Genomic DNA, 16,698 nt, shown 5'->3' with positions numbered 1-16,698 from the left:
ACCAATTTTACGTTGTTTTTCACGTGTTTTACTCACGGATCTGATTTATCCTAACTCAATCTGATTTACGCTAGGAAAACATGCCATGAAGCACCCCCTTATATTAGCCTCAAGCTCGCCATTTAGGCAGTCTTTATTACAAAAATTTAATCTGCCGTTTGAAACGTTTTCGCCAGATGTTGACGAAACGCCGCATAAAAACGAAACACCAAGCACGCTTGTTAAGCGCCTCAGTGAATTAAAAGCAGCTGCAGCCGTCGCTCATTTTGACCAAGGTCTCGCGATTGGCTCAGATCAAGTTGCTGTATTTAATCAGCAAATATTAGGTAAGCCGCACAATAAAGAAAACGCAATAAAGCAATTGAGCTTATTTAGCGGGCAAACAGTCACTTTTTTAACTGGCTTGTGTGTATACGATATAGACACTAAGCAATGCAAAACCATTGTTGAGCCATTCAATGTGACCTTTAAAACGTTAACAACGGCGCAAATAAGTGCTTATTGCGATGCAGAGCAACCTTATAACTGTGCAGGAAGTTTTAAAAGTGAAGGCTTGGGTATTTGTTTATTTGAGAGACTCAGTGGTGATGATCCAAACAGTTTAATTGGTTTACCACTCATTAAACTCAGCCAATTATTGGCTGAGTTTGGTGTTGATGTATTAGCAGCTCAAGTGCCTAGCGCAAATTAACTGATTAACCGAGTAATATATTTTGCAACTGCTGATAGTTGTTAGCGGTTGCAATCGGGGTTAATTCATTGAGTTGCGCAGCGTTGTGCACACCCATGGTTACCCCTATTCTATCCATACCTGCGGCTTTTGCCATTGCCATATCTATTTGGGTGTCGCCTATCATTAGCGCTTCATCAACACTTACCCCTAGCTCTTCAAGCAATTGATAAAGCATATCAGGAGCTGGCTTTGATTTAGCGTCGTCACTGGTTCGCGTAGCACTAAAAAAGTGACGCAACTGGCTTTCATCTAGAAGGCGTTCCAGCCCTATTCGGCTTTTACCTGTGGCAACCGCCAATATTACGCCTTGGCTTTTTAACGCAGTGAGTACCTGTGCAACGTGATCAAACACCGGTGTTGGGGTGGTATCAAGTGCATATTGCTGTTTATACCCTGCAATAAGCGCTTCGTGATGCTCACTGCGTTCAGGGAACAAGGTTGCGATTGCGTTTTCAAGCGATAAACCAATAATATTTTTACTGGCGGTATCGCTTGGCGGCTCAATATTAAGCGATTGGGCACTTTTGCGAATGCAATTAACGATTTTGCTAATTGAATCCATAATGGTGCCGTCCCAATCAAAAATTACTAGCTTATATTTTTTAATCGGCGTTAAATTCACGCTTTTGCTGCTCTAAGTTTAACCAAACAGCTTGATAGTGCTTTATCCAGCGGTGCTTCTACTCGCATGGTGGTTTCGTTTTTAGGATGGTAGAAGCTTAAATCATGAGCGTGTAAAAATAAGCGGTTTAAACCACGTTTACGCATTGACTCGTCAAACCCTTGGTCGCCGTACTTATCATCACACGCAATGGCATGACCTTGGCACTGAGTGTGCACACGAATTTGGTGAGTACGACCAGTTACAGGGGATGCTTGTACTAATGAACAATCGTTATAACGCTCAAGCACTTTAAAACGAGTATGCGACGGTTTACCTTCCGTGTTATCAACACGTACTACGCGCTCACCCGATTTAAGGGTATTTTTACGCAAACCTTCCGTTACATTTTTTGTTTTAGAGTCCCATTGGCCTTCTACCAATGCCCAGTAATTTTTTTCCATGGTTTTTTCGCGTAATTGCTCATGCAAAGCGGTCAGCACTGAGCGACGCTTAGCAATAAGTAAACAACCTGAAGTATCGCGGTCTAACCGATGCACTAGCTCAAGGCTGCGCTCTTCTGGGCGTAAAACACGTAATGCTTCAATAAGCCCGTAGCTTAAGCCACTACCGCCATGCACAGCCATGCCTGAGGGCTTATTAATAACAATTAGGTATTTATCTTCAAATAATATATCGTCTTCGAGGCGCGTTACTTTATCGAGTTTTGACGGTACAAACTCTTCACGCTCTGACACTCTAATTGGCGGTATACGAATAACGTCGTCTAGCTGCAATTTATAAACAGGCTTAATACGTTTTTTATTTACACGCACCTCACCTTTACGAAGAATTTTGTAAACTGCGCTTTTAGGCACCCCTTTTAAATGGGTAATAAGAAAGTTATCAATACGCTGACCTAAGTGGTCTTCGTTGATAGTGACAAAAGTTACTTGTAAGCCGGTTTTTTCTGACATTGCCTAATCACTGATTTAAGTAAAATAATTTAGTTGCTAACACGGTTATAATAGTGGGATAATCAGCAGCGCAAATATTTATTATTTGCAAATAACAACGGTGCTTTTTAACACAACAAAACATTCGTGATGCACATTCTGGGTAACCGATCATACAGATCCGAGTTAAGTTTTCCAAAGCTTTTATACATACCCAGTTAACACGTGCGCACAACTAACGGCAATGCGCGTAATATATTGCTGGTTAAGTTTGAACATGAATTGATTTTTAATGTGATAGTAAAAGCAATGAACAGATAATTTGTCTGATAGTGACGGCGTAAAAACACGCCGTTCAGAATTCGCTCAAATATTGTAGTAGTACCGTACAGCAGCTTATTTAGAACTAAAAAAATCTAATAAATAAGCGTTCATTAACATCGGTAGCGATTTTTGCTCATAAAATAGATAACGGTAGTTTTAAAAACGAAACTATGGTTTGAACCTAAAGAGCCCTACGCACCTAATATGAATGCATTTAACAAGATTGATATGACAGGCCAACTTCTGGATAAAACGTGTATTGAGCTAAATAGCCGACACATTTGAATCCTTTTAGAATTTAATAGCGTGATAACACCCTATTGTTTGCCGGCATTTAAAATACTGCGTACCAAAATACAGAGCCGTTCCGTTAAAGACCCAGTCGTGAGGCTGCACATTCTAAAAATAGGAACACCTGAACAGGCGAGAAAAACATCGTCATGTCAGCGACATAAACTAGTAGAGTAACATTATGAAACGTATGCTAATCAATGCAACGCAGCAAGAAGAAATGCGCGTAGCACTGGTTGACGGCCAGCGCCTATATGATTTAGATATAGAAAGCCCAGGTCACGAACAGAAAAAAGCCAATATTTACAAAGGCAAAATCACACGCATTGAACCATCTTTAGAAGCGGCATTTGTTGACTACGGTGCTGATCGTCATGGTTTCCTTCCATTAAAAGAAATTGCTCGTACTTACTTCCCGCAAGGTTACACCTTCCATGGTCGTCCGAATATTCGCGACGTGATCAAAGAAGGTCAAGAAGTAATCGTACAAGTTGATAAAGAAGAGCGCGGCCAAAAAGGTGCAGCATTAACTACCTTTATCAGTGTTGCCGGCAGCTACTTAGTGCTTATGCCTAACAACCCTCGTGCTGGCGGTATTTCTCGTCGTATCGAAGGTGATGAGCGTACTGAACTTAAAGAGTCGCTAAGCCGCCTAGAACTACCTAAAGGTATGGGCTTAATTGTACGTACTGCGGGTGTTGGTAAATCGTTTGAAGAACTAAACTACGATTTAAAAGCATTATTAGTCCACTGGGAAGCCATTCAACAAGCGGCAGACAGTGCTAAAGCACCATTCTTAATTCACCAAGAAAGTAACGTGATTTTCCGCGCTATTCGCGACTATTTACGTCGTGACATTGGTGAAATTTTAATTGATAAGCCACGTGTTTTTGAAGAAGCTAAAGCGCACATTGAGCGTTTTCGTCCTGACTTTATGAGCCGCGTTAAGCTTTATCAAGGTGACACACCATTATTTACGCATTACCAAATTGAAAGCCAAATTGAGTCTGCGTTCCAACGTGAAGTGCGTTTACCGTCAGGCGGTTCAATTGTTATTGACCCTACTGAAGCACTTACCTCTATTGATATCAACTCGTCTAAAGCAACAAAAGGCGGTGATATTGAAGAAACAGCACTTAACACCAACCTAGAAGCAGCGGATGAAATTGCACGTCAACTTCGTTTACGTGACTTGGGTGGTTTAATTGTTATCGACTTTATTGATATGACACCTCCACGTCATCAACGTGAAGTAGAAAACCGCTTAAAAGATGCTGCTCGCCCAGATCGTGCTCGTGTACAAATTGGCAAAATTTCGCGCTTTGGTTTACTTGAAATGTCGCGTCAGCGCTTACGCCCTTCACTAGGTGAAGCAAGCCAAGGTGTTTGTCCACGTTGTAGTGGTCAAGGTACTATTCGTTCAAACGAGTCAATTGCACTATCAATTTTACGCTTGATTGAAGAAGAAGCGATTAAAGACAACACTGCACAAGTAAACGCACAAGTGCCTGTTGCCGTTGCCGCTTATTTATTAAATGAGCAGCGTCGTAGCGTTCACCGCATTGAAAAGCATCATAAATGTGATGTAGTGATTATTCCTAATCAACACATGGAAACACCACATTACGAAGTTATGCGTTTACGTAAAGACGAAACACTTGAAACAGTAAGTTATGAGCAAGTTGTTGCGCCTGAGCCTGAAGCATTTGAAATGTCTAAATCGCCTGCAGCATCTGTACGTGAAGAGCCGAAGCTTAAAGGTGTCGTTATGCCTTCTAGCCCTGCTCCACAAGCAGCAGCAAAAGCAGCGCCGGTAGTAGAAGCAAAAGCTGAAATTGGCTTATTTACTGCACTTGGTAAATGGATTAAGTCGTTATTTGCAAGTGAAAGTGAGCAAACAACACAAGAGTCTACAGATAAGAAATCTCAAGAGCGTACCAATAACAACCGTGGCAATGATAATCGTCGTCGAAACAACAACCAACGTCGTCGCAATAATAACCCACGTAATAAACCACGCAACGAACGTAATACAGATTCTGAAACTAAAAATGAGTCAGCACCTGTAAATGATACGCAAGAAAAGAATGAAAACCGCAATAAGCGCCGTCGTAATTCAAATACGCGTAAACGTCCTGAGCATAAAACAGAAGATAAAACGCAAGTAAAAGCAGAGGCAACTCAAAAAGCGGATACTGCACCTAAATCTGATAAGAATGCTGAGCCAAAAGAGCAAAAGCCTAAAGTACGTCGTCAACGTCGTAATTTACGCAAAAAAGTTCGCGTACAAGACGAAAGTGCTGAGCAAGTTCAAACAATAGAACAAGCTGTTGAGCAACCTGTGGTGAAAGAAGAAAAGCCACAAGTGAAAGAGCAAGCACCTGTTGTTGAAAAGCAAACGCCTGTATCAGATGAAAAAGCACCTGCACCTGCTAAAGAACAAGCAGAAGCTGTTGTTGATTCAAACGATAACGCAGTATCACAAGATGAAGAACAAGAGCAAACACGCACTCGTTCACGTCGTTCACCACGTCATCTTCGTGCATCAGGTCAGCGTCGTCGTCGCCCTGAAGGTGAAAACGCGCAAGAAAAGTCTGATGAAGCGCCTGCGTTTGTACCCGTTGCTGATCAAGCTGCAGCTGAATATGAAGCAGAGCTAAAAGCAAAAGCACATAAAACGGCCGTTGATGCCTCTGATGCAGTTGAACAAAACATTGTTGAAGAAGAGTTAGCGAAAACTGAAGAACCAGTAAAAACTGAAGAACCAGTAAAAACTGCAGAGCCAGTTAAAACTGAAGAACCAGTAAAAACTGAAGAACCAGTAAAAACTGAAGAACCAGTGAAAGCTGAAGAACCAGTGAAAACTGAAGAACCAGTGAAAGCTGAAGAACCAGTGAAAGCTGAAGAGCCAGTTAAAACTGAAGAACCAGTAAAAACTGAAGAACCAGTGAAAACTGAAAAACCAGTAAAAACTGAAGAACCAGTGAAAGCTGAAGAGCCAGTTAAAACTGAAGAACCAGTAAAAACTGAAGAACCAGTGCAAACTGAAGAGCCAGTAAAAACTGAAGAACAAGTGCAAACTGAAGAAGTCGCTGTTGAAGCTGAAACCGCACCGGTTAGTGCTACTGAAACTCCTGTAGAAGCTAAAGAAGCGCCTGTAGTTGAAAGTCAGCCTGAGAAAGTGTCGCAAGCGAGCTCAGCTAATGTAAACGCTAAAACAGTGATTACAGCTGGACATGCAAGTGCGCCAATGGCACAGCCAACACCAGTAGCTGATAGCGAAATAAAGCATACATCAGTTGCAATGGCACATGACAAACGTGAGTTAATCCCTGACAGTGGCCTTCGCCCTGGCTCGGTAAAACCTGCTGGTCGTGCAAGCTCAGCAATGACTAAAACACTTAATGCTGAATAAGCACTAAGTTTAGTTAACAGCTAAAAAACCGCGTTAATTGATTTTAACGCGGTTTTTTAATGCCTGATATTTATGTAACTCGCAACGGGGTTCGGGCTGCGAGGAGCGGGTTAAGGTTAAAACATTTGAAGCTTCGCTTCACACGTGAGCAAGCTCTACGTCTACCAGTTATCTGCTAATACCTGTTTTATCTTCTCATTTAATCCTCATTCTCTTCTCTCCGTGCAATTAGATCTTAAGAAAATTATGCACAAAGAGAGCTAAGAGACGCTGCGCTTTTAGAGGGTAAAGTTACAATCGAAGGTTAACGGGCTGTGGGGATCGGGTTACGAGCCTGAGCCCGAAACCCATAGCTCACAGCCCGCCGTGAGTTTAATCTTGCTCTTGTTCCATGAAACGTTGCAGTTGGTCTTTTAGGTTTGGCGGAATGCCTTTTATTACCAGTGTATCTGTTGCTTCGTTGTATGTTACACGTTCACCTAAATGCTTACGCTCAAAGCTAATGCTCACACCGCCACCTAAGCCTGAAAACTTCACCATACTCGTTACTGTTTTCTTATCGACTGGGAATGACTCTTCTAGGTCATAGCTTTGCTCTTTACAAAAGCTCTCAAACGGGTTGTCGTCGCCTTTAGTCAGCGTTGCTGAAAGCTCACTTACATTAGCCTCTTCGCCAGTAGTGACACAGTCGTTACAATAATCAAATACTTGTTTACGTAAATCATCTTTTTCAGACTTATCAAATTCTTGCTCTGATAAGTAGTCTTCTACCGCGCTTAGCATTACTTGGCTTTGTTGCTTAGGATCAATGCCCTCTTCACAACCTAAGAAATCTAAAAAGAAGTCAGCCACTTTTCGCCCTGCACGACCTTTAATAAACGAAATATATCGATTATCGTCTGCTTGGGTATCCCATGCTGTTAAATCAATGCGAGCAGCCAATTGCATACGCGAAATATCTAAATGGCGCGATGCGGCTAAATCAAGCTCTGAAGTCATGGAGTAGTGCTCTTTAATGTTGATCATGGCAATCAACATATAATCAGTAGCCACGTACTGATAATGACAAAATACTAAGTAGCCAGTTTCATTAAAGGCGTATTTATCTAACTCTTCTTTTAATACCGTTGATGCCTGCTCGGTCATATGCCAAAAGCCAAGCTCATTATTACGATAGCTTTGCATAGTAGAGGCAACAATGCTGTTTTTTTCTCCACTAAAAGCACAAAAACCTTTGCCTGGCTTGCCGTTGTAGGCGTGGTGTAATTGCTCAATGAATACAGCAACTTTGTCGTTGATCATCATTTCGTCGTTGCGAAGGTGAATTTGGGTGTCGTCATCTTTTTTGTCTACATAGTGCACGACTAATTTTTTAACATCTATTGCCATCTTTGTTTTTCACGCCTCTGGTGTTAAAATACGGGAATATAACTATTTTTATTGAACCAACTGATGCCAATCTTATCAAAATACTCTAATGAAGAAGTAGAACAAATCGTCGATCAGCTTATTGATGTTTTATCAAAACACAATGCGCCGGTTGATTTAAGTCTTATGTGTTTAGGAAATTCTATCACGCATATCTTAAAAGAGCATGTACCAACAGGGAAAAGACAAGCTGTTACTGAGAACTTTGCAAAAGCACTCGCTCAGTCGGTTAAATAAACTCTATGAATTTATCGCAGCATAACCAGTTTTCATCGAAAGCAAGTCAATTATTAAGTTGGGGCCATTGGTTTACATTTGCCAATATTGGTTTAGCGCTTTTAATTAGCTTAAGCTATTTATTTGCCGACTCGCCACCCACCACTTTTATAGGTATCGCTTATATGGTGGTTACGTGGCTAAGCCACACCAGCTTTATTGCCTTTTTAGCGTTTGTGCTGACGGTTTTTCCTTTAAGTTTAGTGTTTCCCTATCCGCAGCATATTCGTGGTATGGCGGCAGTGATAGCAACAATAGGTGCTTCAATACTGACTTTGGACGCTTATGTGTATTTTAACTTAGGCTATCACTTAAATGCCTCAGCGCTGCCTGAAATTATTTCGCTGTTGTGGCACCGCTTAACAAATTCTCCTGCGCTCACTACCTTGTTAGCTGGCAGTATTGTATTACTTATTTTAGGATTTCAGCTTACAGTTAGTAACTTTACCTGGCACCACCTAGCGCGTTTAAAGCAGTTTAAATTTGCCCGTTATGCCGGTTCTTTTTTAGTCATCTGTTTTGCATTAAGCCACAGTATTCATATTTGGGCTGATGCAAATTTAAAGTTTGATATTACAAAGCAAGACAATGTATTACCGCTTTCGTACCCGACTACGGCAAAGAGCTTACTCGCTAAAAACGATTTACTGGATGTTGAAAGCTACGAACAAGCGCATAACGTTAAAATTAATAACCAAGGTATTAATTACCAAATACCTAACCCATTAGCAAAATGTGAAAATTACAACGCTGCTAAAGTTGATATTTTAGTGTTTGATAATGACGAACAGTTAGCAAAATTTGTTGCTAGCAAAAAAGGCATTTATAAAAATCAGCAGTTTTTACAACCCACTGATCATAGCGACATGCTATTTGGTTTAGTCTATGGCCTGCCTGCATTTTATAAAACCGATATTATTGAGCAACAAACGTTACCTGTTTGGCAAAGCCAACGCCGCAGTGTAGAAGTATTTGGTATTGATGAGCTGAGCTTTATTAACGAGCAAGCACACAAAGATGGCGCAATCAGGGTTATTAAAGCGAATGAAAATACGACTATACGCGATGACACTACTGAGTTTTTTGCATTTAGTGTGTCTCAAAACAGCAATGAAATAGTGACCACGTCAACCTTGTATAGCTCAGATAAGTTTATTTCTAAAGTGAATGGCTTAATTCAACCTAGTGACATTCTTGCTACTAGCCTTGGCCAATACTTAAACTGTAATACGCTTGCAGAGCAGACAATGTTAGGGAAAAACTTATACAATAAAAGTAATAATATTGGCGTTAATTACTCACAAGGTGTCGTAATTGCTTATAAAAAAGATAGAATTACGCTGATTGATCGTGATGGAAACTTTAGAAATATTTCCGCAGCTGAAGGGTTTTCAATTGAGCAAGGACTTGATATTCCGTTTTTAGTGCACAGTATTAAAAAGCTTAAAACATTTTCTCAATAGCACCTCATAATACGAGCGAGTCATTAAAACTGACTCGCTTAGTTTCTGTTATTACTCCTTTGCACTTGCTATCCCCCCAAGCTAGGTTATAGTTTTTATCATTAAAAATTATTAACTCGATCAGAATATACAAAGGATAATCATTATGTTCAGCGTTATTAATCTGATCATTACTGTCTGTATTTTATGTTTTAGCTCTCTTGCATTAGCTCAAACCACCTATTACAAATGCGTAACCCCAGAAGGGACTACTTTTTCACAATTACCCTGTAGTAACAATGCAACCGTTCATAAAATAACTGCCACTGAGCCAAAACAAGCAGGTGAAGAAATAAACTACACTAAGCAGTTAAACGAACTTGAACGCGACACCATAATTACTAACTTAGAGGCGGAGCTACGCAGTAACCAGCATAAACTCGCTATACTTTCGCGAGAGAAAGACAGAGCTGATTTTAAACAACAACAGCGGTTAAATCATATATTAAGTGCGGATGATAAAAAACGAATTAGTAAAGATATTAAAAAAACGCAAAAAAGTTTAGATAAGCAGTATAAGAAAGATAAAACGTTAATTGAAAAGCGAATTAAGAAATTACAAAAAAAGATTGATGCCTACCAAGCAGACTCTAATTAACTTAAATAAATATCATCTTAATTAGCTTGGTTTTAAACATAAAATAACATACCCTTAACAACCGTAGAGTACGAACTCTAATACGTGTTTAGTGATGCAATTTCCTTTGACCCGCTTTTACAAATTAAATGGTATCCACCGGCACTTTGCTAAACACCTAAAGGCGTCAATTAAGGAGTACTGATGCAACCACGCCAAATTGCTGAGTTAATTTTAACCGGATTTAAAAAACATTACCTGCTGTTTCAAAGAACAACAGCAAAAGCACCTTATGCGTTTGCTAAAAGAGATTGGCAAGCAATCAATGATATTAGCCGCCTACGTATTAGCTATTATGATGATCGAGTTAACGAAACCACAAAAACCTTACGTGAACGTCAACAAACAGACCAGCTAAACGAAAGTTTATGGCTTGAAGTAAAAAAAATTTACCAGCATTTTTTATGTTTTCACCCGCAGGCTGAGCTTGCCGAAACATTTTATAATTCTGTATTTTGCCGCTTATACCACCGCCGCTATTTTCATAACGACTTTATTTTTGTTGAAGCGACACTCAAAGATGCGCCCTCAGTGCCTGTAGAAGCAGAATACAGAAGCTACTTCCCCGTCGTGGATGGTTTAAAACCAACAATTAAACGTATTATTAACCACTTTGATTTTAAAGCCGATTTTGTCAACCTTGAGCGTGATATTCGTTTATTAGTAAAAGCGTTTTATAAGCAAGCTCCCGATACTCACCACCAGCATTGGCAAATGCGTTTTGATATATTACACACGCCGTTTTACCGCAATAAAGCCGCGTATATTGTAGGACGTGTCGTTTCGCAAAGCGGCGTTCAACCTTTTATTATTGCCGTGTTACACCATGAAGATAAGGGGTTATATCTTGATGCCCTACTGACTAAGTCATCGCAAATGCGAGTAATTTTTGGCTTTGCACGAGCTTACTTTATGGTAGAAACTCACGCCCCCTCAGCGTTAGTGCGGTTTTTAAATCAACTTATGCCTAATAAAACCCTCGCCGAGCTTTACAACGCCATTGGTTTTCATAAACAAGGGAAAACTGAGTTTTACCGTGAGTTTTTGAATCATTTAACCCATTCTAATGATGAATTTACCATTGCTCCGGGTACACCGGGTATGGTGATGATGGTATTCACCCTGCCCTCATTTGGTTATGTATTTAAAGTCATCAAAGATAAATTTGGCGAAAGTAAGCCATTTGGTCGCGAAACGGTATTAAAACGCTATCAACTGGTTAAAAGCCACGACCGTGTAGGGCGAATGGCCGACACCATAGAGTATTCAAACGTCGTATTTCCTTTGGCACGATTTGATAGTAACTTGTTAGCACAGTTGCACAAAACCATTGGCTCATCGATGGTGATTGAGGGTGACTGGTTAATCATAAAACATTTATACATTGAACGGCGAATGACACCGCTTAATTTGTTTTTAGAAAATGCAGACGAAAAAAGTGCCGCCGATGCCATTGAAGAGTATGGGCAGGCGCTTAAAGAAATGATTGCCGTGAATATTTTCCCTGGCGATATGCTGTTAAAGAACTTTGGTGTAAGTAAGCACAAACGGATTATTTTTTATGATTACGATGAAGTGCAATATTTAACAGACATGAACTTTAGAGCGCTACCTAAAGCAAAAAGTTATGACGATTATTTAATGGACGAACAAAGTTACTCGGTTGCACCTCAAGATGTATTTCCAGAGCAGCTATGTACCTTTGTAATGCCTAATCCAACATATAAACAATTTTTAACTAGCACGCACCCTGAATTACTTGATGTTAACTTTTGGAAACAAGCACAACAAAATATAAAAAATGGAAAGGTGAGTCATATTTATCCCTATCCTACAGCACAGCGTTTTATCCATTATTGGTAAACGTTAAGGACACACAATGAATATAAGTAAAATAGATTTAAATTTACTGGTTTACCTCGATACATTATTGCGCGAATGTAATGTTACTCGTGCTGCAAACCAGCTTAGCATTACTCAACCGGCAATGAGTAACGGACTTAAACGCCTACGTAACCTTTTTAATGATCCTATTTTAGTGCGTACCAGCGATGGTATGGTACCGACTGAGCGTGCTATTGAGTTGCAGCCTGTGATTCGTGGAATCTTGATGACCCTTGAAGAAACGCTGGCACCTAATCGTGAGTTTGAAGCTAAACAAAGTAAGCGAGTGTTTAGGATCATGGCCAGTGATTACGCGGCCAGTACCATGGCACCGCGTTTATTAGGGAAACTACACGAAGAAGCGCCCGACACCACCTTAGATATTTTAACTCCTAGTGATGTTACCTTTCACGATGTTGAAAACGGTAAAGTTGATATGGCGATTAACCGCTTTGAAAATTTACCACAATCGTTTCATCATAAACGTATTTGGAAAGACAGCTTTTGTTGTTTAGTAAAATCAGATAACCCCATTATTGAAAACTTTAGCCTAGACAGCTATTTAAAAGCTCGCCATATTTGGGTAAGTAAAACAGGCTTTGGTGTTGGTGTGGGGATGGACCCTAAAGATGTGCAGAAGCTGGGCTGGGTTGATGAGGCACTGGCGCATTTTGGTAAACACCGTAATATTGCCACTTTTACTCGTAACTATCATGTGGCTGTTCACTTAGCCAAAGAGAAAAATTTAGTTGCGACTTTGCCCTCAAAAGCGGCCAATATTTATTTAGACGATCCTGGGCTTAAAATACTGGAGCCACCCTTTCCTATCCCGCCATTTGAACTTGATATGATATGGAGCCCTTTATTACACAGAGACGCTAGTCATATTTGGTTACGCCAAAAAGTAGCTGAAGTAGCGGATGAGCTAAAATAACCTTCTTACATACCTTAATGTAAAATTTGCTTGCTAGCGCTTAGTTAGCAAGCCTACCAAACTATTAAAAAAATTAAAAACCATAAAATACAAAAGCTTAAAAAACAAAACCTACTTGGAATAGCGCTTGCTTAGTAATGACTGTATTTTAAATTAACAGAGGTCATTATTATGAGCACCCATCAAGGACAAGAAATTAATCATATTACCGACATTATCCAAGTAATGAATAGCGGCATCGACTTTTACCAAACAGCACAAGATAAAGTACAAGACCCCGCTATAGGAGCCCTATTCCAACGTATGATTGACGCTCGTATAGTCAGTGTGGAGAGTTTACAACCTTACGCAATTAATCAACAAGGTGAGCGCGAAGATGGCTCGTCGTTTGTTGTAGAAGCACGCCGTGCATTTACTACTTTGATTAGTAAATTTGCTAACAATAACGATCAAACCTACGTTAAAGAGCTTGAGGAAGTAGAAGATAAAACCTTAGAAGAAATTAAAGTAGCGTTGAAAAAGCCTCAGTCTCATGATTGTGAAGCAGCGTTATCAAAAGTATTACTTACTATGCAGAGCTGCCATGCTGAAATGAGTAAAATGCAAAAACATTAAGTTTAAAAACGATAAAAGGGCCTTACGGCCCTTTGGTTGTTAAATAACAATAGGAGAGTTATTAATTAAAAGCGGTACTCTGCACCTACGTAGTAGTAAGCACCGTTGAAGCCAAATGGCGCTGAACGACGTGAGTACTTAAATACACCATCGCTGCTGACAATGGTGTTACCTTGAGCATCTACAATTGTGCCTGAACGTGAATTACCTATGGTGTTTTCATCTGGGTAAACATCAAATAAGTTATTTGCGCCAATATTTACTGATAAATCGTCAGTCACAAAGTAATTTACTTTGATGTCAGTTAAAATTTCAGCACCGTAAGTCTGGCGGCCGCCATCTTCCACTGTGTACTCACCAAAACGGTTAAGCGATAGGTTTACGGTCCAGTCGTCGCGACGATAAAGCGCACTTAAGTTAATCCGATCTTCTGGTTGCCATTCTTCAATAATAGAAATTTCTTGATCAGAAAACACATCATCGACTGGCACGGTTTCAAGACCAGAGCCTGCTGGTGTAAATAACGACACCACATCGGTTGCGGTAAAGTTAGCCGCTAATGTAAAATCAAGCGTGCCGCCAAGGCCTTCTGTATTCCATGTAGCCACAAAGTCGATACCTTGTGTCTCAGTGTCAGCGCCATTTAAGAAAAACTGCCCTGCACCCGCACCTGAACTTAATAACGCAGCATCAAGACCGCTTGATAAGCCTTTACCTAAGCGATTACTAATTACAATACGGTCGTCAATATCAATTGAGTAGTAATCTAGGGTTACATTAATATTATCGCTTACGTTATAAACGATACCTAAACTGCGGTTTTGAGATTTCTCTTCTGTGAGCTTAGGAATACCTAAACTTTGCGCAAGGGTTGAATCGTTTCTAAAGGTGCCCACTTCTTCAGCCACTAAGTTACCATTAGGGCCTACAACAAACTGTGTGCTGATGTTGTTAAAATACAACTGCTGCATTGAAGGTGCTCTAAAGCCTGAGCTTAGCGCACCACGAAGTGAAATATCTTCAGTTACTGACCAGTTACCGGCTAGTTTAAAGTTAACTGTATCGCCAAACCCTTTGTAATTGTCGTAACGTAACGCCCCTGAGATAATTACATCTTCAATAACGTAAGCTTCAGCGTCTAAGTAAAACGAGATCACATCACGCGACTCATCAACCGACGACGCTGGCGATGAACCACCAAAGCCTTGTGTGCCACCGGATGCGTTTTCGCTGCCAATACCACCGCTTAGCCCATCGTAAATATTAACACCGTTGTTGGTATCGTAATCGCGATATGCATATTCACTACCCTCTAAAATTCGGTACTCATCGGTACGAATTTCAGCACCCATTGCCAATGAGTAGTCATCAAAATTTTGAGTAAAATCAAGATTGATCGTTTGCAGTGATAGCTCCATGCCATAAGCATAACCTTGACGTGGAATCGTGGCGCGAATATCTGCTGCACTTAGGCCTTGGTCATAACGTAAAAAATTCGCGTAAGAGCCGTTAATTGTATCGCTGGTCGTGTAGTCAATACTGTTTTCACCATAGGTGTACGATAAGTCTAAGCTTGAGTCGTTATCAAATTCAGTTTTATAACCAAAGTTATATGAAATATCGTCAATCGTGGTGTTTATTTTAGGTAAAAAACCAGCTGGGATAGTTGCATCGCCATCTTGAAGTACCGGGTTACCACCTGCATTAGCATTATGGCGGAAAAATGCTGCTGATTCGTTATCACGAGTTGAATAGGTAATAAAACCGTATAGTTCACCCGCTCCTAATTCGTAGCCGGTGTTAACTGTTAAACCAAATTGTTGAGAATCAGCATCGCCAATTCTGAATGTATCACGCGGTGCGGTTAATTCGCGTGGATCACCTGCAAGCAAGGTACCATCAGAAAGTTCAGTACAGCCATAGAACTGACATGAGCCATGAAGGCCTGCACGGTTAGTTGGTGCACGATCACGGTAGTTAATAGTTGTATTTAAATAACCGTTATCACCTAAAGCAAAGCCTTTATTAAAGTCGATATTAACGGTTTCGCCATCACCTTCAGAGTACTCACCGTAGTTAACGGCCGCTTTACCACCTTCGCTGCCATCTTTTAGCACGATATTAATAACACCGGCAATTGCATCCGAACCATATTGAGCCGCAGCGCCGTCGCGCAGTACTTCAATACGTTTAATGGCTGAGGCTGGAATCGCATTCATGTCAGTACCCGCAGTACCACGACCAACAGAAGTATTAATGTGGATAATACTGGCTTGATGACGACGCTTACCATTGATCAATACCAATGTTTGATCCGGGCCAAGGCCACGTAAGGTTGCGGGTCTTAATGCATCAGTACCATCACTAATAGATGAACTTGAAAAGTTAAAAGAAGGTGCGATAGCTTGAAGCATGCGGCCAACTTCAGTTTGACCGGTATTTTCGAGTGCTTCTGCACTTAAAATATCAACGGGGACAGGTAAGTCTTCAACTGAGCGTCCTGCGACACGACTACCTACAATAGCAATTTTTTCGATGTTTTGTTCTGCGCTTTGTTCAGCGGCATTTATTCCTTGTGAATTAACTGCAAGTAAAGCAGGTAATACAGCAGCACTAACTCCTGAAAGCTTCATCATGTTGTTATCTTTCCTATTGATTTGTTTGAGTTTAATACTCAGTAAACCATTTTGATCAACAACCGCATCGAGCTCAGTCTCAGCTAACAATGCGTTTAACGCATCGAGTTGAGAATAAAATCCATATAACGAATTTGCCTGGTACTGTTTAGCAAGTTCGTACGAAAAAACCACTGTTTGTTCAGTTTGCTTGGCAAATTCAATTAAGGCTTTGTCTGCTCGTTGCGCTTTTATATCAAACTGCATCATTTGCCCCTGCATTTGATTCGCATGCACACTGATACTAAAAAACAGCGGTGCAACGAGTCCCAACGGGCTTAAATAACACATATGGTTACTGCGCAACTTATATAAACAGTTAGCAAACAAAAATCCTCTATAGGTTCTTATCATTTTTTTAATCTTTAAATTACTTTTTAAACCCTTATGAGTAACATTGATTAACAATGGCGTGATTTTCATTACC

At 40.4% G+C, this 16,698-nt stretch carries 12 protein-coding genes; 8 read left to right on the top strand and 4 right to left on the bottom strand.

Annotated elements, in window-relative coordinates:
- The first annotated feature begins 85 nt into the window (after positions 1–85).
- Positions 86–691 carry a Maf family protein gene (locus ACNSN2_RS05365; protein ID WP_418608713.1) on the top strand — a complete coding sequence of 202 codons (606 nt, stop codon included), beginning with the start codon at positions 86–88 and terminating at the stop codon, positions 689–691.
- A gap of 4 nt (positions 692–695) precedes the next feature.
- Here ACNSN2_RS05365 and ACNSN2_RS05360 read toward each other — a convergent pair whose 3' ends face one another.
- Both ACNSN2_RS05360 and rluC read right to left on the bottom strand, forming a co-directional pair.
- Entirely contained in the window at positions 696–1,355 is a 660-nt protein-coding gene (locus ACNSN2_RS05360; protein ID WP_418608712.1) for an HAD-IA family hydrolase, read from the bottom strand.
- Complete coding sequence (gene rluC / locus ACNSN2_RS05355; protein WP_054200702.1) at positions 1,352–2,311, bottom strand: 23S rRNA pseudouridine(955/2504/2580) synthase RluC; 960 nt, start codon at positions 2,309–2,311, stop codon at positions 1,352–1,354. The genes ACNSN2_RS05360 and rluC overlap by 4 nt, the downstream gene beginning before the upstream one ends.
- Positions 2,312–3,086: 775 nt before the next feature.
- Here rluC and rne point away from each other — a divergent pair.
- Positions 3,087–6,320: a ribonuclease E gene (gene rne, locus ACNSN2_RS05350; protein ID WP_418608711.1), complete on the top strand. Its 3,234-nt coding sequence runs from the start codon at positions 3,087–3,089 to the stop codon at positions 6,318–6,320.
- Between the two features lie 372 nt (positions 6,321–6,692).
- On the opposite strand, the gene yejK is transcribed toward rne, so the two are convergent.
- Entirely contained in the window at positions 6,693–7,709 is a 1,017-nt protein-coding gene (yejK, locus tag ACNSN2_RS05345; protein WP_109874826.1) for a nucleoid-associated protein YejK, read from the bottom strand.
- A 63-nt stretch (positions 7,710–7,772) separates the two neighbouring features.
- Here yejK and ACNSN2_RS05340 point away from each other — a divergent pair, with 63 nt between their 5' ends.
- The 6 genes from ACNSN2_RS05340 to ACNSN2_RS05315 all read left to right on the top strand — a co-directional run bounded on the left by ACNSN2_RS05340 (position 7,773) and on the right by ACNSN2_RS05315 (position 13,596).
- Positions 7,773–7,985 (top strand): DUF1414 domain-containing protein, encoded by a 213-nt coding sequence (locus tag ACNSN2_RS05340; protein ID WP_008109847.1) that lies wholly within the window; start codon positions 7,773–7,775, stop codon positions 7,983–7,985.
- Between the two features lie 5 nt (positions 7,986–7,990).
- Complete coding sequence (locus ACNSN2_RS05335; RefSeq protein ID WP_418608710.1) at positions 7,991–9,487, top strand: DUF3413 domain-containing protein; 1,497 nt, start codon at positions 7,991–7,993, stop codon at positions 9,485–9,487.
- 145 nt (positions 9,488–9,632) lie between these two features.
- On the top strand, positions 9,633–10,124 hold the full coding sequence (locus tag ACNSN2_RS05330) for a DUF4124 domain-containing protein (RefSeq protein ID WP_109874827.1): 492 nt from the start codon (positions 9,633–9,635) through the stop codon (positions 10,122–10,124).
- Positions 10,125–10,307: 183 nt separating this feature from the next.
- A complete protein-coding gene (gene aceK / locus ACNSN2_RS05325; protein ID WP_109874828.1) occupies positions 10,308–12,026 on the top strand; it encodes a bifunctional isocitrate dehydrogenase kinase/phosphatase in 1,719 nt (572 codons plus the stop codon).
- Positions 12,027–12,042: 16 nt separating this feature from the next.
- Positions 12,043–12,981, top strand: coding sequence for a LysR family transcriptional regulator (locus tag ACNSN2_RS05320; RefSeq protein ID WP_008468187.1), 939 nt, complete (start codon positions 12,043–12,045; stop codon positions 12,979–12,981).
- A 171-nt stretch (positions 12,982–13,152) separates the two neighbouring features.
- Positions 13,153–13,596 carry a ferritin-like domain-containing protein gene (locus tag ACNSN2_RS05315; protein WP_418608709.1) on the top strand — a complete coding sequence of 148 codons (444 nt, stop codon included), beginning with the start codon at positions 13,153–13,155 and terminating at the stop codon, positions 13,594–13,596.
- 65 nt (positions 13,597–13,661) lie between these two features.
- Here the strand turns inward: ACNSN2_RS05315 and ACNSN2_RS05310 are convergent, their stop codons facing one another.
- Positions 13,662–16,694 (bottom strand): TonB-dependent receptor plug domain-containing protein, encoded by a 3,033-nt coding sequence (locus tag ACNSN2_RS05310; protein WP_418608708.1) that lies wholly within the window; start codon positions 16,692–16,694, stop codon positions 13,662–13,664.
- Between the last annotated feature and the right edge of the window lie 4 nt (positions 16,695–16,698).

This window comes from Pseudoalteromonas sp. US3C1013, from assembly GCF_048401115.1.
Taxonomy (GTDB): Bacteria; Pseudomonadota; Gammaproteobacteria; order Enterobacterales; family Alteromonadaceae; genus Pseudoalteromonas; species Pseudoalteromonas undina.
The sequence above is the reverse complement of the archived record's forward strand: the minus strand, read 5'-3'. Positions and strand labels throughout refer to the sequence as shown.

What these genes read in the sequence shown, in the direction of transcription:
- ACNSN2_RS05330 (WP_109874827.1), top strand. Translation starts at nt 9,633, where the DNA reads ATGTTCAGCGTTATTAATCTGATCATTACTGTCTGTATTTTATGTTTT.
- ACNSN2_RS05320 (WP_008468187.1), top strand. Translation starts at nt 12,043, where the DNA reads ATGAATATAAGTAAAATAGATTTAAATTTACTGGTTTACCTCGATACA.
- rluC (WP_054200702.1), bottom strand. Translation starts at nt 2,311, where the DNA reads ATGTCAGAAAAAACCGGCTTACAAGTAACTTTTGTCACTATCAACGAA.
- ACNSN2_RS05335 (WP_418608710.1), top strand. Translation starts at nt 7,991, where the DNA reads ATGAATTTATCGCAGCATAACCAGTTTTCATCGAAAGCAAGTCAATTA.
- aceK (WP_109874828.1), top strand. Translation starts at nt 10,308, where the DNA reads ATGCAACCACGCCAAATTGCTGAGTTAATTTTAACCGGATTTAAAAAA.
- ACNSN2_RS05310 (WP_418608708.1), bottom strand. Translation starts at nt 16,694, where the DNA reads ATGAAAATCACGCCATTGTTAATCAATGTTACTCATAAGGGTTTAAAA.
- ACNSN2_RS05365 (WP_418608713.1), top strand. Translation starts at nt 86, where the DNA reads ATGAAGCACCCCCTTATATTAGCCTCAAGCTCGCCATTTAGGCAGTCT.
- ACNSN2_RS05315 (WP_418608709.1), top strand. Translation starts at nt 13,153, where the DNA reads ATGAGCACCCATCAAGGACAAGAAATTAATCATATTACCGACATTATC.
- yejK (WP_109874826.1), bottom strand. Translation starts at nt 7,709, where the DNA reads ATGGCAATAGATGTTAAAAAATTAGTCGTGCACTATGTAGACAAAAAA.
- ACNSN2_RS05340 (WP_008109847.1), top strand. Translation starts at nt 7,773, where the DNA reads ATGCCAATCTTATCAAAATACTCTAATGAAGAAGTAGAACAAATCGTC.
- rne (WP_418608711.1), top strand. Translation starts at nt 3,087, where the DNA reads ATGAAACGTATGCTAATCAATGCAACGCAGCAAGAAGAAATGCGCGTA.